This is a genomic window from Bradyrhizobium diversitatis, assembly GCF_016031635.1.
In the GTDB taxonomy this organism is placed as follows: Bacteria; Pseudomonadota; Alphaproteobacteria; order Rhizobiales; family Xanthobacteraceae; genus Bradyrhizobium; species Bradyrhizobium diversitatis.
This window is the reverse complement of record NZ_JACEGD010000025.1, coordinates 1-19,185: the sequence shown is the minus strand read 5'-3', so window position 1 is coordinate 19,185 and position 19,185 is coordinate 1. Positions and strand designations below refer to the sequence as shown.

18 protein-coding genes are annotated in these 19,185 nt (G+C 66.2%); 7 read left to right on the top strand and 11 right to left on the bottom strand.

Going from position 1 to position 19,185, the window contains the following annotated elements; genetic code table 11:
- Positions 1 to 3: 3 nt before the first annotated feature.
- Both H1B27_RS25760 and nadA read right to left on the bottom strand, forming a co-directional pair.
- Complete coding sequence (locus tag H1B27_RS25760) at positions 4 to 1,611, bottom strand: L-aspartate oxidase (protein ID WP_197967972.1); 1,608 nt, start codon at positions 1,609 to 1,611, stop codon at positions 4 to 6.
- Between the two features lie 192 nt (positions 1,612 to 1,803).
- Complete coding sequence (gene nadA, locus H1B27_RS25755) at positions 1,804 to 2,910, bottom strand: quinolinate synthase NadA (protein ID WP_197967971.1); 1,107 nt, start codon at positions 2,908 to 2,910, stop codon at positions 1,804 to 1,806.
- A gap of 353 nt (positions 2,911 to 3,263) precedes the next feature.
- Between nadA and H1B27_RS25750 the strand changes: the two genes are divergently transcribed.
- From H1B27_RS25750 to H1B27_RS25730, 5 genes are all read left to right on the top strand, one after another.
- A complete protein-coding gene (locus H1B27_RS25750; protein WP_197967970.1) occupies positions 3,264 to 4,517 on the top strand; it encodes an MFS transporter in 1,254 nt (417 codons plus the stop codon).
- A gap of 40 nt (positions 4,518 to 4,557) precedes the next feature.
- Entirely contained in the window at positions 4,558 to 5,544 is a 987-nt protein-coding gene (gene acuI, locus H1B27_RS25745) for an acrylyl-CoA reductase (NADPH) (RefSeq protein ID WP_197967969.1), read from the top strand.
- Positions 5,545 to 5,659: 115 nt separating this feature from the next.
- The gene (locus tag H1B27_RS25740) at positions 5,660 to 6,259 is read left to right on the top strand and encodes a hypothetical protein (protein WP_061878471.1); all 600 of its coding nucleotides are present in this window, start codon (positions 5,660 to 5,662) and stop codon (positions 6,257 to 6,259) included.
- A gap of 160 nt (positions 6,260 to 6,419) precedes the next feature.
- On the top strand, positions 6,420 to 6,665 hold the full coding sequence (locus tag H1B27_RS25735; RefSeq protein ID WP_197967968.1) for a DUF6894 family protein: 246 nt from the start codon (positions 6,420 to 6,422) through the stop codon (positions 6,663 to 6,665).
- Between the two features lie 240 nt (positions 6,666 to 6,905).
- Positions 6,906 to 8,594, top strand: a complete 1,689-nt coding sequence (locus H1B27_RS25730) for a methyl-accepting chemotaxis protein (protein WP_197967967.1) — start codon at positions 6,906 to 6,908, stop codon at positions 8,592 to 8,594.
- 3 nt (positions 8,595 to 8,597) lie between these two features.
- Here the strand turns inward: H1B27_RS25730 and H1B27_RS25725 are convergent, their stop codons facing one another.
- The 6 genes from H1B27_RS25725 to ygfZ form a co-directional block, all read right to left on the bottom strand.
- Positions 8,598 to 11,300 carry a DUF2339 domain-containing protein gene (locus H1B27_RS25725; protein WP_197967966.1) on the bottom strand — a complete coding sequence of 901 codons (2,703 nt, stop codon included), beginning with the start codon at positions 11,298 to 11,300 and terminating at the stop codon, positions 8,598 to 8,600.
- A gap of 51 nt (positions 11,301 to 11,351) precedes the next feature.
- Positions 11,352 to 12,320, bottom strand: a complete 969-nt coding sequence (locus H1B27_RS25720) for an NUDIX hydrolase (protein ID WP_197967965.1) — start codon at positions 12,318 to 12,320, stop codon at positions 11,352 to 11,354.
- A gap of 211 nt (positions 12,321 to 12,531) precedes the next feature.
- Positions 12,532 to 13,038, bottom strand: a complete 507-nt coding sequence (locus H1B27_RS25715) for a tyrosine phosphatase family protein (RefSeq protein WP_061878466.1) — start codon at positions 13,036 to 13,038, stop codon at positions 12,532 to 12,534.
- A 164-nt stretch (positions 13,039 to 13,202) separates the two neighbouring features.
- On the bottom strand, positions 13,203 to 13,817 hold the full coding sequence (locus tag H1B27_RS25710) for a YfbR-like 5'-deoxynucleotidase (RefSeq protein WP_197967964.1): 615 nt from the start codon (positions 13,815 to 13,817) through the stop codon (positions 13,203 to 13,205).
- Positions 13,814 to 14,440 (bottom strand): DNA-3-methyladenine glycosylase I, encoded by a 627-nt coding sequence (locus tag H1B27_RS25705; protein WP_061878464.1) that lies wholly within the window; start codon positions 14,438 to 14,440, stop codon positions 13,814 to 13,816. The genes H1B27_RS25710 and H1B27_RS25705 overlap by 4 nt, the downstream gene beginning before the upstream one ends.
- A complete protein-coding gene (gene ygfZ / locus H1B27_RS25700; RefSeq protein WP_197967963.1) occupies positions 14,437 to 15,318 on the bottom strand; it encodes a CAF17-like 4Fe-4S cluster assembly/insertion protein YgfZ in 882 nt (293 codons plus the stop codon). The genes H1B27_RS25705 and ygfZ overlap by 4 nt, the downstream gene beginning before the upstream one ends.
- 101 nt (positions 15,319 to 15,419) lie before the next feature.
- On the opposite strand from ygfZ, the gene H1B27_RS25695 reads away from it, so the two are divergent.
- Together H1B27_RS25695 and H1B27_RS25690 are read left to right on the top strand one after the other, a co-directional pair.
- A complete protein-coding gene (locus H1B27_RS25695) occupies positions 15,420 to 16,754 on the top strand; it encodes a dihydroorotase (RefSeq protein ID WP_197967962.1) in 1,335 nt (444 codons plus the stop codon).
- Between the two features lie 158 nt (positions 16,755 to 16,912).
- Positions 16,913 to 17,782, top strand: coding sequence for a sulfurtransferase (locus H1B27_RS25690; protein WP_197967961.1), 870 nt, complete (start codon positions 16,913 to 16,915; stop codon positions 17,780 to 17,782).
- A 166-nt stretch (positions 17,783 to 17,948) separates the two neighbouring features.
- On the opposite strand, the gene H1B27_RS25685 is transcribed toward H1B27_RS25690, so the two are convergent.
- The 3 genes from H1B27_RS25685 to H1B27_RS25675 all read right to left on the bottom strand — a co-directional run.
- Positions 17,949 to 18,209 (bottom strand): hypothetical protein, encoded by a 261-nt coding sequence (locus H1B27_RS25685; protein ID WP_124159754.1) that lies wholly within the window; start codon positions 18,207 to 18,209, stop codon positions 17,949 to 17,951.
- A gap of 210 nt (positions 18,210 to 18,419) precedes the next feature.
- The gene (locus H1B27_RS25680; RefSeq protein WP_061878459.1) at positions 18,420 to 18,797 is read right to left on the bottom strand and encodes a TIGR02301 family protein; all 378 of its coding nucleotides are present in this window, start codon (positions 18,795 to 18,797) and stop codon (positions 18,420 to 18,422) included.
- 48 nt (positions 18,798 to 18,845) lie between these two features.
- The coding region (locus tag H1B27_RS25675; protein ID WP_197967960.1) for an NUDIX domain-containing protein at positions 18,846 to 19,185 on the bottom strand (340 nt) is incomplete at its 5' end.

Below are 19,185 nucleotides of genomic sequence, written 5' to 3'. Positions count from 1 at the left end.
CCTTCAGGCGATCATGGATTGCGCGATGCGCGGCAGCGGACGCTCGTTCAAGCTCTCCGCGACCTCGCACATCGCGACGAGCGTGGTCATCGTTCTCCGGCCCGGCCCGGGAGCGTTAGCGGGATGATCGGAACGGAAATGCGCACCGCGGCTCTCGCGCCGCGTCCAGGCCGCTGCGGCGACGAAGAGGGCCGAAGTCGCCATGTTGCGAAGGGCGATGTCTGCGGCCTCGCGTTCGAGCATGGCGAAGTGGCGCACGGCGTCCGCAAGCCCGTCACTATCGCGGATCACGCCGATATGCGCGCCCATCATCGCGCGCAGCCGCTTCACCGCTACGGCATCCGGCGTGCCGGTGCGCGGCGTCACCAACGCGTCGGGAAGGCGGCCGGTCGAGGGCACAGGGCGGCCGGCGATGTCGTCGGCAATGCGGGCGGCATAGACCACGGCCTCCAGCAGCGAGTTGGAGGCGAGCCGGTTGGCGCCATGCGCGCCGGTCGAGGACACTTCGCCGCCGGCCCAGAGCCCGTCGATCGAGCTGCGTCCGCGCATGTCCACCGCGATGCCGCCCATGTGGTAGTGTGCGGCTGGCGCAATCGGAATCGGCTGCGCCGCGGGATCGATGCCGGCGGCGATGCAGCTCGCATGCACGGTCGGAAATCTCTCGGCGAAGTGCGATCCGAGCGCAGCCCGCGCATCGAGGAAGGCGCCGCGCCCGGCCGCGATCTCGGTGAACACGCCGCGGGCCACGATGTCGCGTGGTGCAAGCTCGGCGAGCGGGTGGCGCGTCCTCATGAATCGCTCGCCGCTGCCGTTGATCAGCGTTGCGCCTTCGCCGCGCAGCGCTTCGGTCGCGAGCGGCGCCGGGTCGCGGCCGACCATGATGGCGGTGGGGTGGAACTGCACGAATTCAGGATCGGCGATCACGGCGCCGGCGCGGGCTGCAATGGCAAGGCCGGAGCCGCTGGCCTCGAGCGGGTTGGTGGTGACGCCATAGAGATGGCCGATACCGCCGGTTGCTAGCACGATCGCGCGTGAAGCGAGCACGGCCGGCCGTGCCGCGGGATTGCTGGCCTCGCGCAATTGAAGGCCGGTGACGGCGCCGTCCTCGGTGAATAGGGCTTCGGCGACAAAGCCTTCGATCAGGCGGATCGAGGGCGTGCGCCGTACGGCTTCGCTCAGCGCTGCGATGATCGCGGCGCCAGCACCGTCGCCGCGCACATGCACGATGCGCCGTGCGGAATGCGCAGCTTCCCGCCCCACGGCAAGCCTGCCTTCGAGATCGCGGTCGAACGGCACCCCGTAAGCGAGAAGGTCATGGATGCGCGGCGCCGCCTCGCGCGCGATCCCGAGTGCGACGGCTTCATCGACAAGGCCGCCGCCGACCGCGACGGTATCGGCGGCATGTGCCTCCGGCGTGTCGCCTTCGGCCACCGCCGCGGCGATGCCGCCTTGCGCCCATGCGGACGACGCGCCCTGTCCGAGCGGTGCCGCCGAGATCAGCGTTACCGGCCGCGGCGCAAGCTTCAGCGCGCAGAACAGTCCGGCAAGGCCGCCGCCGACGATGACGACGTCGTCGGTTGAGCGGGTGAGGTCGTGGATGGTGTTGATCATTGTCCTCTCCATTCACTCCGCCGTCGTCCCTGCGAAAGCAGGGACCCATACGCTGCGGCGGAAGATTGTTGCGCGAAGCTGCGCAACGCCGTTCTTCGCCAAACATCTGCCTGTGATTATGGGTCCCGGATCTGCGCGCGCTCGAGGCGCGCTTGTCCGGGACGACAGCTGTGTTTGTTGCTGCGTCCCGTCCTAGTTCTTCAGATTGATCATCCGCTCGACCGAGCGCCGCGCGCGTTCGGCGAGCGCGGGATCGATCGTCACCTCCTCGCGAAGCGTCAGCAGGCTCTCCAGGATGTTGGCGAGCGTGATGCGCTTCATGTGCGGGCAGAGATTGCAGGGCCGCAGCATCTCCACTTCGGGAAGCTCAGCCCGCACATTGTCGGCCATCGAGCATTCGGTGATCATGACGAGGCGCCGCGGCCGCTTCGCGCGCACCCAGTTGATCATGTGTGCGGTCGAACCGGTGAAATCGGCTTCCGCCAGCACGTCCGGCGGGCACTCCGGATGCGCGATGATCTGGACGGACGGATCGGCCTCGCGAAAGGTCCGCAGCTCCTCGCCCGTGAAGCGCTCATGCACCTCGCAGGCGCCCTTCCAGGCGATGATATTCACGTCGGTCTTCGAAGCCACATAAGTGGCAAGGTATCGGTCGGGCAGGAAGATCACGCTTCGAGCGCCCAGACTCTCGACCACCTGCACCGCGTTCGATGACGTGCAGCAGATATCGACCTCCGCTTTCACCTCTGCCGAGGTGTTGACGTAAGCAACGACGGGCACGCCCGGAAATCTCTCCCGGAGCAGCCGCACATCCGCGCCGGTGATGCTGGCGGCAAGCGAGCAGCCCGCGCGCGAATCCGGGATCAAAACGGTCTTGTCCGGATTGAGCAGCTTCGAGGTCTCCGCCATGAAGTGCACGCCGCACTGGACGATGATGCCTGCCTTCACCTTGGTGGCTTCGACCGCGAGCTGGAGCGAGTCGCCGCCGATGTCGGCCACGCAATGGAAGATCTCCGGCGCCTGGTAGTTGTGCGCGAGGATGACCGCGCCACGCGCGCGCTTCAGTTCGTTGATTGCGTTGATGGTCGGCGCCATCAGCGGCCATTCGATCGGCGGGATCACGTGCTTCACGCGCTCGTAGAGCGGGGCGGTGGTGCGTTCGACTTCCGGTGTCCATTCCAGTGAAGGCATCGGCCATGTCGGCCCCGCGGGCACCGGCGCGGCGCGGGGAGGGGTGATGAGTTGGCCCTGCGGCCGGTTGGCAAAATCGTCGGGGCCGTAAATTCCAGTGATCGGCATCGAAGCCTCCCAAGCAGGTTATTATGCTCAAATTGAGAATATATGGAGCCTGAGAAATCCGGCCGAGAGGGGCCGGTCAGAGCAGGCTGCCCTAATATGCTCAATCTGAGTAAATCGAAGATAGCATGCTCCGATGGAGACCGCTAGGTCCCGCCGCACACATTCCCGTCAGTTCACGGCTGACACGTCGGGCGAGGCAGCATTGAAACGCAATGCTCCCGCGGCAGCTCCTCGTGGAATGCAATCGTCTTTGGCTTGGCAATCTTTTTGACTTGGGATTTACATGCAGATGCATTAAACGGCTCTCCCGCGGCGGCTGATCGCGGATTCGCCAACGACAGACGAGGAAGACCATGTCGACACAGATCGGCGAGCTCGCTCCGGCCTCACGTTCCTCCAACTGGCGCACCCCGGCCGTCATCATTCTCTGCGGTTGTGCGATCGGCATGCTCGGCTTCGGTCCGCGCTCGGCGCTCGGTTTCTTCGTGCAGCCGATGAGTCACGAATTCAGCTGGGGCCGCGACGTGTTTGGCCTCGCGATTGCCGTGCAGAATCTGTTGTGGGGGCTGGGTCAGCCGCTCGCCGGCGCGGTCGCGGATCGCTTCGGCCTGTTCCGGGTGATGTGCGTCGGCGCTCTGCTCTATGCCGGCGGCCTGATCTTGATGCGCTACTCCTCGACGCCGCTGTCGCTCGACATCGGCGCCGGCGTCATGATCGGCTTTGGTCTTGCAGGCTGCTCCTTCAATCTGGTGCTGTCGGCGTTCAGCAAGCTGTTGCCGGCCGAGAAACGTGGCCTTGCGCTCGGGGCCGGCACGGCGGCGGGGTCGTTTGGGCAGTTCCTGTTCGCACCGATTGGCGTCGCGTTGATCGATAATTTCGGCTGGCAGCAGGCGCTCTCCGTGTTCGGCTTCCTGATGCTGCTGATCATCCCGCTGTCGCTGGCGCTGTCGACGCCGCCTGTCGCAAGCACGGCCAACACGGCGCCTGCGGATGAGCAGACCTTCACCAGGGCGCTTGCGGAGGCCTTCGGTCACCGCTCCTACGTGCTCCTGGTGCTCGGTTTCTTCACCTGCGGCTTCCAGCTCGCCTTCATCACGGTGCATCTGCCGGCCTTCCTGGTCGATAGCGGCATCTCGACGCAAACCGGTGGCTGGGTGATCGCGGCGATCGGCCTGTTCAACATCATCGGTTCGCTCAGCGTCGGCTATCTCCAGAACTATCTGCCCAAGCGCTACATCCTCTCGACCATTTACTTCACCCGCGCGCTTGCGACCCTCGCCTTCATCGCGTTCCCGATCACCCCGTTCTCGGCGATCATGTTTGGCGCGATCTCCGGCCTGACCTGGCTGTCCACGGTGCCGCCGACCTCGGCGCTGGTGGCGCTGATGTTCGGCACCCGCTGGCTCGCGACGCTCTACGGCTTCGCCTTCGTCAGCCATCAGGTCGGCGGCTTCCTCGGCGTCTGGCTAGGGGGCATCGTATTCGAGCGGTTCGGTTCCTACACGCCGATCTGGTGGCTCTCGATCCTGTTCGGCGTGCTTTCCGCGCTGATCAATCTTCCGATTGTGGAGAAACCTGTCGAGCGGGCGGTTGCACAGCCTGCCTGATCGGCTAAACAATCCCTGAAACAAGTCAGGGAGTGAAGTCGTGGCCACATTCAAGGCGATCCGGATCGACAAGGCGGACAAGGGCACCACCGCCCAGCTCACGCAGTTCGACGAAGCCGAGCTGATGGACGGTGACGTCACCGTCCGTGTGGAGTGGTCGACGCTGAACTACAAGGACGGCCTTGCGCTCACAGGCAAGGCGCCGGTGGTGCGCCGCTTTCCGATGATCGCCGGCATCGACTTCGCCGGCACCGTCGAAGCCTCTTCGCATCCCCAGTGGAAGGCGGGCGACAAGGTGGTCTGCACCGGTTGGGGCATGGGCGAGACCCATCTCGGCGCCTATGCGGAGAAGGCGCGGGTGAAGGGCGACTGGCTGGTCGCCTTGCCGCATGGCCTGTCGGCGCGCGACGCCATGGCGATCGGCACCGCCGGCTTCACTGCGATGCTCGCTGTGTTGGCGCTCGAGAAGCACGGTCTCTCGCCGAAGAGCGGCCCGGTGGTGGTAACGGGGGCGGCCGGCGGAGTCGGTTCGGTTGCGATCGCCGTGCTCTCGAAGCTCGGCTATCACGTCATCGCCTCGACCGGCCGGGCCTCCGAGGCCGACTATCTGAAGCATCTGGGAGCAGCCGAGATCATCGACCGGGCCGAATTGTCGGCACCGGCAAAACCCCTCGCCAAGGAGCGCTGGGCTGGCGGCGTCGACAGCGTCGGCTCGACCACCCTCGCCAACCTGCTCTCGATGACGAAGTATGGCGGAGCGATCGCGGCTTGCGGTCTGGCCGCCGGCATGGACCTGCCGTCCTCGGTCGCGCCGTTTATTTTGCGCGGAGTGTGCCTTCTCGGCATCGATTCCGTGATGTGCCCGATCGAGCCCAGGAGAGCCGCCTGGCAGCGCCTGGCCTCCGATCTGGATCGAGAAAAACTCATTGAAATAACTAAAGAAATTCCGCTGGCCGAGGTTTCGGATTGGGGCGCGAAAATCCTGGCCGGTGAGGTCCGCGGCCGCGTCGTGGTAAAAATTGTCTAACGGCGTTCAGACTTTACCAACCAAGCTGCTCCAATGTTGCCTTGGTTCGTATGGTAAGCAGCGGGTAAAGATATAGAGGCATCGCCCGCTGCGGGGGTTGGGTTCGGAGTTGAGCATGCTTGCGCGTATTGTGTTGGGGGCTGTCACGGCGGCAGCAACGTTTGCGCCCGCCATTGCTGGAAGCATGAACGCCGACGAGGCGCGCCGCTTCGTAGCCGGCAAAGTGTTCGCCTTCACCTGCTTCGACGGCACCCGCGGCGCAGGCCGGATCCTCGACGATCTCGGCGCCGCCGGTGCGGTGCAGTTCTCGGGAGCAGGCCCGGTCCGTCATCTCCGCCTGCCCGGCAATACGCTCCAGATCCGCGGCCAGAACGTCTGTGCCTCGATCAAGGGCATCCCCTTCGAGCCCTGCTTCAACCTGGAAAAGACCGACGATCGCAGCTTCCGCGGCTCGGTGTCGGGCATGGGCTTCGCCTATTGCGACTTCCATCACCAGGGCGGCAACCAGATGCTGATGGCGCGCGCAGCGGCGCGGCCGCGCTCACTGAGAACCTCGGAGCGCACCGGCTCGATCGGCGCATCGAACACCGAAGTCGCCGCGCGCGTCGAGACCCCGCGTGTCGAGAGCAGCCGGCTCGAGCCGGCGAAGTCCGAAGCCAAGTCCGAGCCCGCGAAGAACGAGGGCCCGCTGGAGCTGCGCCGGTCGACCCAATGACTGGCCGCGCGGGACCATCCGCGCCTTTGTCGTCGAAGACGTCCATCGAACGTGAAGCCGCCGCGCCGTAGTCATACGGGCCGCGGCCTTCATGCGTTGGTAGCTGTTCGCGCCTCAATTTGCGTGCGGCCGGGGGGCGGTCCCACGCAAGGGCTCAACGATGTCGATCTATTTCTTTCGCATCAGCACCGGCCGCTATTCCGGCGCCGCCGACCAGCCGTACGAGTTCGAGGATCGCGTGGCGGCCTGGACCGAGATGACCGAGGTGTGCGCCAATCTGCTCGGCGGCATCGCGCGCAGCCTGAAGCCGAACGCCGAGTGGTGCATGGAACTGCTCGACGAGAACAAGAAGCCGGTCTTTCGCGTCAGCCTCGTCGGCGAGACGATCGGATGCAAAGCGTCCTAGCTCCGATCTCGAACTGCAATCCGTAACTTTGACGAGATCATTTCCTTCGCGCTCAATCATTGGCGCGAGCGAGCCGTAGTTTTACGTAGGTTCCTGTTAACGCCTGTTTGCGATTATGGGCGCAATCTCTCGGGACAAGAACCAGCCAGCATTGTTGAACTGACTTCCGCCCTGTCGTCCGTCGCGACGACTGCGGCGCAGGTCATTCGCGCGTTGCTGGCTACTATCGGGATTGTCGTGATGGCGAAATTGTCGATCGTATTCAAGCTGCTGACCGTGCTGTCGGTGCTCGTGCTCTCGCTCGCCGGCGTCGGCGTGATGGCGATCGGCACGATGCAGAACATCAACGCCCATACGGTCGAGATTGCGGAGAGCTGGCTGCCGAGCGTGCGTGCGCTCGGCTCGATGCGCGCCGACATCAACGAACTGCGCGTCGTCCTGCGACTACACCTGATGCAGGAGAGCATCGAAGGCAAGGACGCCGCCGAGAAGCGCATGGCTCCGCTACGCGAGCGCATCGAGAAGACGCGCAAGGTCTATGAAGGCCTGATCACCTTGCCGCAGGAACGCGCGATCTATCAGCAGTGGACCAAGGCCTGGGCCGAATACCTGAACGGCGTTCAGGAGACGATGGCGCTGTCGCGCAAGAGCACCGGCCGCTTCCCGACCGATGCCAACGAGCTGCTGCAGACCAAGGTCGCGAAGATGGCTCAGGCGGCCGATCCCCTGCTCCTGAAGAGCATCGAGCTCAACAACAGCGGCGCCGAGGCTGAAACGAAGCAGGCGGCCGACAGCTACGCCACCATCTTCCGCGTGCTCGTCGGCATCATCGTTGCAGCCGTCGCGATCGCGATCGCTGCCGCCTACTATCTCGTGCGCGACGTGTCTCGAGGCATCGCCTCGATCATCCGTCCGATGCAGTCACTCGGCGAAGGCGACCTCTCGGCCGAGGTGCCGCATCGCGGCGAGAAGACGGAGATCGGCTCGATGGCGGATGCGCTCCAGATCTTCAAGGAGGCGCTGATCGCCAAGAAGGCCGCCGATGAGGCGGCGGCGCGCGACGCCGAGGCCAAGATCGAGCGTGGCCGCCGCGTCGATGCCATCACCCGCAATTTCGAGGTCATGATCGGCGAGGTCGTCGAGACCGTGTCATCGGCCTCGACCGAGCTCGAGGCCTCCGCAGCCACGCTGAGCGGCACGGCGCAGCGCGGCCAGGAGCTCGCGACCGTCGTTGCGGCCGCTTCGGAGGAAGCTTCCACCAATGTCCAGGCGGTGGCGTCCGCCTCCGAGGAGCTGTCGTCCTCCATCACCGAGATCAGCCGCCGCGTGCAGGATTCGGCGCGGATGGCTGCGGAAGCCGTCGAGCAGGCGGTGCGGACCAACGAGCGCGTCAACGCGCTGTCGCAGGCGGCCTCCCGTATCGGCGACGTGGTCGAGCTCATCAACACCATCGCAGGCCAGACCAACCTCCTCGCACTGAACGCGACCATCGAAGCGGCGCGTGCCGGCGAGGCCGGCCGCGGCTTTGCCGTCGTCGCCTCCGAAGTCAAGGCACTTGCCGAGCAGACCGCGAAAGCGACCGGTGAAATCGGGGCGCAGGTTTCGGGCATCCAGGCCGCGACGCAGGAATCCGTCAGCGCCATCCAGGAGATCGGCGGCACCATCGAGCGGCTGTCGGAGGTATCCTCGGCCATCGCCGCCGCCGTCGAGGAGCAGGGCGCGGCCACGCAGGAGATCTCGCGCAACGTTCAGCAGGCCTCGCTCGGCACCCAGGAGGTCTCGTCCAACATCACCAACGTGCAGCGCGGCGCGATCGAGACCGGCTCGGCCTCGGGCGAAGTGCTGTCGGCGGCGAAGTCGCTGGCGACCGACAGCACCCGCCTGAAGGTCGAAGTCGCGCAGTTCCTGGAATCGGTCCGCGTGGCCTGACCTTCACGCGCCCGGCTGCGGCGCGGCCGGCGGCGAGGCCTGCCGCCGGAACAGGATGCGTTGGTACAGCCAGCCGATCGCGACCAGCACGACGCCGAGGCACATGAACGAGAGCGCGCGATAGACGCCCGTCAGCGTCGACATGTCGATGACGAAGGCCTTGAGGATCGTCAGCGCGATGACGGCGGCAGACGCCAGCCGCGCCCGTTCCGAATTGACGAGGATGCCGACGCCGAGCAGCAACACGCCGAAAGCGAGCCAGCCGATCGAATAGGTGTATTGCTCGGCGCCCGTGGTCGGTCCCGTGGACAGGATCGGCCCGTGATAGAAGCGGCGGATCTCCAGCGTGACATAAGCGAGCGCGAACACGAGCGCGCCGCCCGCAATCGTATTGGCGTAGATCTTGCCACGCTCGCCGACCACCGCATAGGACAGCAGCAGCATCAGCACGGCCGGCATCGCGTAGCCCAGCAGCAGCAGGTTGAAGACGGCGCCGCCGACGTCGGTGTGCCACAGCAGCGGATTCTCCAGGATCAACAGACCGAACACGCTGACGAGCCCGGCAATCGCGGTCAGCACGACCGCGCCGACATTGTGCACGATGCTGCGGCTGCGCAGCCGCAACCGCTCCAGCCCGATCGCCATCGCCAGCGTGATACAGGCCTGCAGGGCGAATTCGAGCAGCGAGGGGGCCGCGGTCATGCGGCCGCCGGTCGCAAAGTGCCGGATCTCCATGAAGGCGAGCAGCGCGGTGAAGAGGATCGCGGCGGCCTCGACCATGCGCAGCGGCGCATCGTCGGCGCGGCGGCGCAGGAAGACGCTCGCGGCCCAGAACGAAAGCGCCGGCAGGCCGTAGCCCCACAGCAGCCAGTTCAGAATCGGGGTGGTGCCGACGGCGTCGCCGACGATGCGAGGATCGTAGGCGATGCGCGCGGTGACGAGGCCTGCGAAGATCGCGGCGAGCCAGCGCAGGAACGGAATCGGCCGCTGCATCGAGATCCAGGCCGTGCCGAGCGACATCAGCGCCAGCGCGATCGTCAGCCAGCCCTTCTCCAGCGCGAAGGTGAGCGCCAGCGCGAGTGCGCCGAGCGTTCCGGTCGCGAACAGGGCCGTGGAGATCGCAACGCCCGGCCGGGTCTCGCGGCGTGTGAGCGCCTCGGTCGCGGCGCCGAAGGCGGCGGCGAGCAGCACCGCCAGGATCGCGAACGGGATCGAACGGTCGAGATGAGCGATACGCGCGTAGAGCGCGACCAGGATCGCGATCGGCGTCGCGACGCCGGCCGCCGACCACACCACCGGAATGATCACTGAGTTCGACCGGCCCTGTGCCAGGAAGCCGGCGATGCCGAAGCCGGCGGCGAAGATCGCGGCCGTGACCAGGTTCAGCGTCACCGAGCCGTCGGTCGCTGTCGGTCCGATGCCGGGCATGGGGCCGCCCGGCAGCACCAGCATATCGGGATTGGCGCGCACCGCCCATTCGGCGAACACGATGAAGACGGTCGCCGCGGCCGCACCCAGGGCGCCCGTGGCCGCCGGCGCACGCCAGGCGACGAACAGGGTTCCCGCGACCAGCAGCGTGAAGGCGATCAACGCCAGATCGGCGTGCGCGCTCGACAACACGATCAGCATCGCGCCGAACAGATAGGCGCCGAGCGCGCTCGACGAGACCGGCTCGATCTCGCCGTCCTCGATTGCAGGTCCGAACATGAAGCCGCAGACGACGAGCAGCGCGGCCAGCACGAAGCCGGCGATGACATGGAAGGCGTGCGGCGCGACCTGCAGTTCGGCGGCGTCGAGACCCGGGAAGATCCAGAGCACGGCGAACACGATTGTCGTGACTGCAAGCCAGCGCCAAAGCCGGATACGGGCGAGACCAAAGCTCGCGGCGGTGACGATCGCAAGATAGATGTAAAGCGCCCAATAGTCCGGCTTGCCGCTGGAGACGAGGATCGGCGTCACGAAGGCGCCGACCACGCCGAGGCCGGCGAGTGCTGGGCCGTGCAACAGCGCGGCGGCGAGCGTGCCGAGCGCGACGAGGCCGAGCAGCACGAAGGCGGTTGCGGGCACGAGGAAGCCGTAGAGCGCGTAAGCGGCATAGATGGTGGCGAACGCCACCGCAGTGCCGGCCGCGGTGAGGATCGCGGGGATGTTGGCGATCGGCAGCGCCTGGATGCTCGAGATGGCCTCCTTGCGCCGCGTCCATTCGCCGGCCCCTAACAGCGCCAGTGCGAACAATCCGCCGAGGAACACGCGCACGCCGGGGCCGAGGAGGCCGGCCTCGATCGAATAGCGCACCATGAAGAAGCCGCCGAGCGCGAGCGCGAGCCCGCCGATCCACACCACCCAGCGGGTGCCGAGCCGCTCCTCGAAACCGGGCGCCGGCGCGGGCAGCGGCGGCGGTGCGCTGGCTTCAGGGCCGGCTTCGAGTGGGGGCGGCGAAACATCTGCGGTGACCGGCGGAGGCGTCGCAACCTCGGGCTCGGGTGCAAGCGGCGGCGGCTCTGCCGGCGCTGCTACGGGCGCGTCAGTCTCTACCGGCGCGGGCGTCAACGGCGGCGGCTGCACCTGCCGCTGCGCGTAGAACATCTCTTCGAGCGAGCTCAGCCGGCGGCGCAGCTCGGCGGCCTGGCTGGACGCCTTGATCGCGATCAGGAAGGCGACGATCGCAATGATCAGCACAAAGACGTCGAACGGGCCGTCGAACATGAAGCCTCCAGGCAACCGGCGGGCAGGGGCCGGCACCCCAAATATCAGGATCTAGCGCCGGGAGCGCACGCGCAAGCCCGGCGCGGGCCGCTCCTGGAGTACGTCGCGGCGGAAGCGATAGAGCGCCGCCGGCCGTCCGCCCGTTTGTGTCGACATGACGCCGGTCGGTTCGACCAGGGCTTCCATTTCGACCAGGCGACGGAAATTCTGCTTGTGCAGATGCCGGCCGGAGATCGCTTCCACCGTGTGCTGCAGTTCGGTAAGTGTGAATTCGGCTGGCAAAAGTTCAAAGACGACAGGGCGATACTTCAGCTTTGCGCGCAGCCGCGCGATGGCCGTGGCGAGAATCCGGCGGTGGTCGAACCGCATCGAGGTCCCGAGCGGGGGAAGCGACTTGCGCGCCAATGCGGCGGATCGGCCATCGCGCCGCGCCTCCTCGATCAGCCCGGCCTCGTACAGCAGCTCGTAGCGGTCGAGCACGCGCTCCTCATCCCAGGGCGCGCCGTCGAGCCCGAAATAGAACCGCACGCGATCCTTCCGCGGCAGCGCGCGCGTCGTCTCCGGCGTCTCCTCCTCGGCCCATTTCGTCAGCGCCGGGATGATGTCGCGGGCGATGATCCCCGGCGGCTCCTCGCGCCAGTCTTCCCAGGGGAAGAAGCGATACCATGGCGCGAAGCTCGCCGCGTTTGCGGCGAGCTCGCCGTCCACAGGGCGCGTCAGTGCGAGATAGCCGATCGACACCATATGCGCGCCGGTGTCGCCGGCCTCGGCATGACGGCCGCGATCGCCGAAGGTGTAGAGCTGCTCGACATAGCCGAGCCGCAGGCCCGCCTGCTGCTCGACCCAGGCGCGCAGGCCGATCTCGAAGGTGCGATGGCTCACCGCGTCGAACGGGCCGAACGGCAGGCCGGCAAGCCCGTCGGCACCAGGCGCGGTCAGGATCAGCGGCTCGTGGTTCTCGATCGCAACGATTGCGGCGGTGAGGCCAATCTCGATCGGCGTCAGCTGCGTGTCGCTCATGCGATGATGATCGCGGATGGCGGGAGAGAGAAATGCCACCTGGTTGCGGCGGTCTCTCCGCGGGCTCGGTCTAACCTCTCCCGCTTGCGGGAGAGGTCGGCGCGTAGCGCCGGGAGAGGGGTTTTTCCTCTAGGGGATTGCCTCGTCGTGGAGACACCCTCTCCCCAACCCTCTCCCGCAAGCGGGAGAGCACCTATCTCGCGGCGCCCGGTCATTCGAGCTCGATCACGAAGGGGCGGCCTTCCACCATCATCGCGCCCGGGCCCATCTCGTCGAGTGCGCGCAACATGCGGCCGTTGCGCCCGAGTGCGCGATCGGCGAGGCCGACGATGCGCCGGTTCGGCGAGGCGATCGGGGAGGCCGCGCGGATCTTCCGCGCGATCTCGATCTCGTCGCGATTCGGATTGAGCGCGCACACCGCTGCAAACGCGCTGGCGGTGGAGCGGCTGATGCCGGCATAGCAATGCACCACCAGCGGTGCACTGCGGTCCCAGCCGCGCACGAAGGTCAGCACCTGCTCGATATGCGCCTCTGATGGGGCGACGAAGCCGTCCATCTCCTCGGTGATGTCATCCATCGACACCTTGAGATGGTTGGCCGGCAGCACCGACACAGGACGTGCCACCTGCTCGACATTGGCCATCACCGTCAGCACATGGCTGGCGCCGGTGATGCGGACAGTTTCGGGAAGCGCGGCGAGGGAACAGACGTGGATCATGGGAGACCTTTTTGCCGCCGATTATAGCGAGCGATTGTAGTGTGGGCAAAGCGACATGTCCGGCGTAGCTCGAAGAGCGAAAGCGGCGGCGTGCGCGCCACTTCCGTCGCAGACGCGAAAGGATGGCGGCCACGGCGCAGCGCGCCCTTGCCACCCTGCAGCACCTACGCAAACACCGCGCCGAACCGCTCCAGAAACTGCTTCTCGGCCCGTGCCGCCGTCCAGGGCGTCATGTAGTCGCGCCGGACGCTGTCGGACAGGCCGGGATCCTTGCCGAACAGGCGCTTGGCCTCGCTCTCGCTGAAGCCGGCGAGCTCGGTTGCCTCGAGGTAGGCTGCGCCGCGATCGGCGGCCTTGATGGCTTGCGTGATCTCGTCGGGCAGCACCGGCGGCAGGCCGAAGCGAATATGGATGGCGCCGAGGAGGCGCTTCTCGACCGCCTTGTAATGGCCGTCGAGCACGGCCTTGAACGGCGAGATCATGTCGCCGATCACATATTCGGGCGCATCGTGCAGCAGGGCTGCGAGCCGTATGCGCTGGTCGGCCCGCGGCATCTCGTGCCGCAGCACGGTTTCCACCAGCAGCGTATGCTGCGCGACCGAGAAGATATGCGCGCCGATGGTCTGCCCATTCCAGCGCGCGACGCGGGCAAGGCCGTGCGCGATGTCGGCGATCTCGATGTCGAGCGGGGAGGGATCGAGCAGATCGAGCCGCCGGCCCGACAGCATGCGCTGCCAGGCGCGGGACTGCGCATCGCGCGTGGTCTTCTTCGCCGTCATTTGGCCTTGAGGCGCGGCTTGCGCTGCGTCTTGCCGCAGGCGGCGTGACAGTGGCAGTCGACGAGATGATCGTTGACCATGCCGGTCGCCTGCATGAAGGCATAGACGATGGTCGGGCCGACGAATTTGAAGCCGCGCGAGGACAGCTCCTTGGATATCTGCACCGAAAGCGGCGTCGAGGCGGGCACGCTCGCGGTAGTCTTGAACTTGTTGACCAGCGGCCTTCCGTCCATGAAGTCCCACAGCAGCTTCGAGAAGCCCGGGCCTTTCTCCATGATGTCGAGATAGGATTTCGCGCTCAGGATCGCGCCATCGATCTTGGCCTTGTTGCGCACGATGCCGGCATCGTTCATCAGCGCATGGATCTTCTTCGCGTTGTAGCGCGCGATCTTCTCCGGCTGGAAATCGTCGAAGGCTTTGCGGAAATTGTCGCGCTTGCGCAGGATCGTGATCCAGGACAGGCCGGCCTGGAAGCCGTCGAGCATCAGCTTCTCGTACAGTGCGCGGTCGTCATATTCCGGGACGCCCCATTCGGTGTCGTGATAGGCGACGTAAAGCGGATCGTCGCCAGGCCAGGGACACCGTTTCAGGCCGTCGGGATGCAGGCGGGCGGCACGGCTCATGCGATGGGCTGCTTGGCTGGAATTCGAACGACGTCTGGTTCAGTGAGCGTCAGCGGCAGCCCACCGGCGGTGAGCGGCTGGCCCGCGTCGAGCGCTTCCGCGACGCGGTCGATGCGCACGAGGGCAATGCCCTTGCCGCCGGCGGTCGAGCCGATGGTGCCGACCGGCTTGTCGCCGGCAAGAATGGTCGTGCCCGGCTCGGGTGACGCACCGTCGAGCAGCACCTTCACGCTGCGCGTGCGCGCGGTGCCGCGATGCTGCATGCGCGAGACGACCTCCTGGCCGACATAGCAGCCCTTGTCAAAGTCGACGCCGGCGAGACGGTCCATGTTGGTCTCGTGCGGGAACGCATCGCTGTACATGAAATCGAGCCCGCCGCGGGGCACGCCGAGCGTGATGCGGTGCGCCTCGTATTCTGCCGCATCGACCAGCTTGGCACCGATCAGGTCGGACAGCTTCTGCTTGAGATTTTCCGGAATCAGGATGCGGTAGCCGAGCCCCTCATTCCGCGGATCGACGAAGGCGAGGTCCGGCTGGGCGGCGGGCTGGCCGTCCCAGGCCGCAAGCACGCCGAGATCGTCGGAAAGGTTGTCCACCGTGACCTTGGCCCGCAGCTTGTAGAATTTCAGCTTGGTGGCGAGGCTATCTGCCAGCGCTTTCGGGCAGTCGATCAGGAACCCGCCGCCGTGGCCCGTGGGCACTTCCGTGATCAGAAAATCCACGATGATTTTGCCCTGCGGCGTCAGCAGCGCGCCGAATCGCCCCAGGCCCGGTTGCAGCCTGTCGAGGTCGGTTGTGACCAGGCCGTTGAGGAAGTTGCGCGCATCCTCGCCCGCGACCTTGACCACGCCCCGGTCGGGAAGAAACGCCGATTTCATGCGAAAATCTCTTGCGACATGTTGCTCCGGAACGTAAGCCCGCAACGCATAAACGACAAGACCTCGAGCCCTGCGCTTGGGGATGAGAGAGGCCCTCAGCCATGAGCCAGCGTTTCGATGTGATCCTCAAGGGCGGCACCGTCGTCAACCAGGACGGCGAGGCTGTTCGCGACATCGGCATCACGGGCGGCCGCATCGCCGAGCTGGGGCCGCTGTCGCAAGGCAGCGCCGCCGAGGTGATCGACTGCAGGGGCCTGCACATCCTGCCCGGCGTGATGGACACGCAGGTGCATTTCCGCGAGCCCGGGCTGGAGCACAAGGAAGACCTCGAGACCGGCTCGCGCAGCGCCGTGATGGGCGGCGTCACCGCCGTGTTCGAAATGCCGAACACGGCGCCGCTGACGGTGACGGAGGCCGAATTCACCGACAAGGTGAAGCGGGCCCATCACCGCATGCATTGCGATTTCGCCTTCTTCATCGGCGGTACCCGCGAGAACGTGCAGGATCTGCCGGTGCTTGAGCGCGCACCCGGCTGCGCCGGCGTCAAGGTGTTCATCGGCTCCTCGACCGGTGCGCTGCTGGTGGAGGACGACGAAAGCCTGCGCCGCATCTTCCAGGTGATCCGCCGTCGTGCGGCCTTCCACGCCGAGGACGAGTATCGGCTCAACGAGCGCAAACCGCAGCGCATCGAGGGCGATGCGCGCTCGCATCCGGTCTGGCGCGACGAGACCGCGGCGCTGATGGCGACGCAGCGACTGGTCAAGCTCGCGCACGAGACGGGCAAGCGCATTCACGTGCTGCACATCTCGACCAAGGAAGAGATCGAGTTCCTGCGCGACCACAAGGATGTCGCCTCCTGCGAAGCGACGCCGCATCACCTCACGCTGGTCGCGCCCGAATGCTACGAGCGGCTGGGCACGCTTGCGCAGATGAACCCGCCGGTGCGCGGGGCCGATCATCGCGCCGGCATCTGGCGCGGCATCGAGCAGGGCATCATCGACGTGCTCGGCTCCGACCACGCCCCGCATACGCTCGAGGAGAAGTCGAAGACCTATCCGGCCTCGCCCTCCGGCATGACCGGCGTGCAGACGCTGGTGCCGATCATGCTCGATCACGTCAACGCCGGCCGGCTGTCGCTGGCGAGATTCGTCGACCTCACCAGCGCCGGTCCTGCACGCCTCTACAACATCGCGTGCAAGGGGCGAATCGCCGCCGGCTACGATGCGGACTTCACCATCGTCGATTTGAAGCGCAGCGAGACCATCACCAACAAATGGGTCGCGTCCAAGGCCGGCTGGACGCCCTATGACGGTGTCCGCGTCACCGGCTGGCCCGTCGGCACCTTCATCCGCGGCCGCCGCGTGATGTGGCAGGGCGAGCTCGTGACGGCCTCGCAGGGCGAGCCGGTACGGTTTTTGGAGACGCTGAAGGCTTAGGGGGGCTTCTATCGGGGGACGAACCCACTATCCCCGTCATTGCGAGGAGCCCTTGCGACGAAGCAATCCAGAATCCCTCAACGGAAAGACTCTGGATTGCTTCGCTGCGCTCGCAATGACGAGGGGGGAGAGCTACCCTCGACAGGGAGAGTAAGGCAATGACTCAACCGACACCCCTCATCACCACCGAGCAACTTGCCGCCATCCTCGCCGATCCCAACCTCCGCCTTTACGATTGCACGACCTACAATAAGCCTGTCCCACCCGGCAGCGACGTGCCTTATCGCGCGGTGCCAGGCGACAAGTCCTTTGCAGCCGGCCACATCCCCGGCGCCGATTTCCTCGACCTGCAAGGCGAGTTCTCCGACACCTCGTCGCAACAGTTCTTCATGATGCCCGGTGTGGCCCAGTTGGAGGCCGCCTTCGGCCGCCACGGCGCCGACGCATCCAAGACCATCGTGCTCTACAGCATCGGCACGATGATGTGGTCGACGCGGTTCTGGTGGATGCTGCGCTCGCTCGGAGTCGATGCGCTCGTGCTCGACGGCGGTTTCGACAAGTGGAAGGAGGAGGGGCGGCCGATCGAGACAGGCGCACCGAAGGGATATCCGGCGACGACATTCAAGGCGACGCCGCGCACGGGCTGCTTCGTCGACAAGGCCACGGTGATATCGCGGATCGGCGATCCCTCGACCGTGATCGTCAATGCTCTCGGACCGCAGTTTCATACCGGCCTCGAGCCGAGCCGCTATGGCCGGCCCGGCCGCGTTCCCGGCAGCGTCAACGTATCAGCGGCAACCCTCGTCAATCCCGACAGAACCCTGACGACGCTCGCAGACGCAGAAGCGAAATTCGCCGCCCAAGGCGTCACGCGAGGCAAGGATGTCATCCTGTATTGCGGCGGCGGCATCTCGGCGACAATCGATCTGCTCATGCTGGCGCAGCTCGGCTACGACAAGCTGACGCTCTACGATGCTTCCATGGGTGAGTGGGCGAGGGATCCGTCGCTGCCGATTGAGACGGACTGAACGCAATCCCGATGCTTCCGGGAAAATCTCCCGGCCAGTGTGAGATTAATGCTTGTCGGGAGGAACAGCCTCCGTGCGACAACGGCGGCAGACTTCGCTCTGCTTTCGCAGAGTCATTCATCCGTCGACTGGCCCCGCCCGCGTCGCGGGGTCATTTTCGACAGACTTACTGCCTGGAGATGCCGACCGAGAATTCGCCATTGCGAATGCGGCCGGGAAAGCCCTCGACGAACTTCGCCACCGCGTCCTCGCCATAGGTGCCGACCAGTTCGGCCAGTGCCGCGAACAGGCTCGCCTGCGCCAGGCAATCGCCGTCGACGCCGTCATGGCGCGCCTCGGCCCAGGCCTCGTTGAGATAGCTGAGGGCAGCCTGTTTCTGCTCGTGATCGGGCAGCGGCGCGCGGGCGTAGGAAATCGGCTGGTTCATGAACTCGGTCAAGGCTGGGGCGCGATCCACGGCGATGCGCTGTGCGAGAGGTGTAGCACGGTCGTTAACGACCGCTAGGCCACATCTTTAAGAACGGTTAACGGCTGTGCACAAAGTCGATGACAGGGTTCCCGTCGCGCCGCGCCCGCATCTGCCGCCGTCATTCCGGGGCGCGCGTAGCGCGAGCCCGGAATGACAGGTGGAGAGAACCTAGTTCGCGTAGCGCGCCGTCAGATCGCGCGAGATCTTCGAGCCTTCCTCGATGTAGCGGCGGATCGCCACCGTCGCGGCCGGCGTGCAGCTGCGGTAGGTCTGCTGAAAGCCGTTATAGCCCCGGTTGAAACCGGCGATCATGCGGGTGCGGCGCTCCCCGGAGGGGGTTTCGGCATCGATCAGCGCCTGCATCTCGTTGCGCCATTTGTTGCCCTCGTTGGACCCGCAGATGCCGCGCAGATAGTGCAGCCCGCCGAGGATCTCGGCCAACCGCTGCAATTCGCCGTCAAACGGCGCCGCCGCGTCCTGGGCCCGGGCGGACCCGGCGGCGCAGGCGAGAATCAGGGCAAAAATGGCCAAAAAGCGCGTGGACATCGGCGGGCTGTATGCCCCGTTGGGCCCAGGGAAGCAAGGCGGAGTCGCCTATGCCTGGATCAGCCGGGCGGCTGACAGGATGACCTCCTCCAGCCCGCCGGTCAGCTTGAGGTCGCCGAGGCTCGCCAGGGCGTCCGGCGCGATCCAGCGGTAATCGTCGAGCTCATCGTTCAAGGCCGGTTTCCCGGCCGCCCAGCGGGCGGCAAAGGACATGATCAGGTAATGGCCGGCGCCGGGCGCGGCCGGCAGTACCTCGCGCCAGCCGGCGAGGCCAATGATCTCGATACGAAGGCCGGTCTCTTCGTCAACCTCGCGGCTCAGGGCCTGATGCAGCGATTCGCCGAATTCGACCCGGCCGCCGGGAAGCGAATAGAACCCCTTGGCAGGC

Excerpts from the sequence above, each read along its gene's own strand:
- H1B27_RS25760 (WP_197967972.1), bottom strand. The coding sequence starts at position 1,611 with ATGATCAACACCATCCACGACCTCACCCGCTCAACCGACGACGTCGTC.
- nadA (WP_197967971.1), bottom strand. The coding sequence starts at position 2,910 with ATGCCGATCACTGGAATTTACGGCCCCGACGATTTTGCCAACCGGCCG.
- H1B27_RS25750 (WP_197967970.1), top strand. The coding sequence starts at position 3,264 with ATGTCGACACAGATCGGCGAGCTCGCTCCGGCCTCACGTTCCTCCAAC.
- H1B27_RS25740 (WP_061878471.1), top strand. The coding sequence starts at position 5,660 with ATGCTTGCGCGTATTGTGTTGGGGGCTGTCACGGCGGCAGCAACGTTT.
- H1B27_RS25735 (WP_197967968.1), top strand. The coding sequence starts at position 6,420 with ATGTCGATCTATTTCTTTCGCATCAGCACCGGCCGCTATTCCGGCGCC.
- H1B27_RS25730 (WP_197967967.1), top strand. The coding sequence starts at position 6,906 with ATGGCGAAATTGTCGATCGTATTCAAGCTGCTGACCGTGCTGTCGGTG.
- H1B27_RS25725 (WP_197967966.1), bottom strand. The coding sequence starts at position 11,300 with ATGTTCGACGGCCCGTTCGACGTCTTTGTGCTGATCATTGCGATCGTC.
- H1B27_RS25720 (WP_197967965.1), bottom strand. The coding sequence starts at position 12,320 with ATGAGCGACACGCAGCTGACGCCGATCGAGATTGGCCTCACCGCCGCA.
- H1B27_RS25715 (WP_061878466.1), bottom strand. The coding sequence starts at position 13,038 with ATGATCCACGTCTGTTCCCTCGCCGCGCTTCCCGAAACTGTCCGCATC.
- H1B27_RS25710 (WP_197967964.1), bottom strand. The coding sequence starts at position 13,817 with ATGACGGCGAAGAAGACCACGCGCGATGCGCAGTCCCGCGCCTGGCAG.
- H1B27_RS25705 (WP_061878464.1), bottom strand. The coding sequence starts at position 14,440 with ATGAGCCGTGCCGCCCGCCTGCATCCCGACGGCCTGAAACGGTGTCCC.
- ygfZ (WP_197967963.1), bottom strand. The coding sequence starts at position 15,318 with ATGAAATCGGCGTTTCTTCCCGACCGGGGCGTGGTCAAGGTCGCGGGC.
- H1B27_RS25695 (WP_197967962.1), top strand. The coding sequence starts at position 15,420 with ATGAGCCAGCGTTTCGATGTGATCCTCAAGGGCGGCACCGTCGTCAAC.
- H1B27_RS25690 (WP_197967961.1), top strand. The coding sequence starts at position 16,913 with ATGACTCAACCGACACCCCTCATCACCACCGAGCAACTTGCCGCCATC.
- H1B27_RS25685 (WP_124159754.1), bottom strand. The coding sequence starts at position 18,209 with ATGAACCAGCCGATTTCCTACGCCCGCGCGCCGCTGCCCGATCACGAG.
- H1B27_RS25680 (WP_061878459.1), bottom strand. The coding sequence starts at position 18,797 with ATGTCCACGCGCTTTTTGGCCATTTTTGCCCTGATTCTCGCCTGCGCC.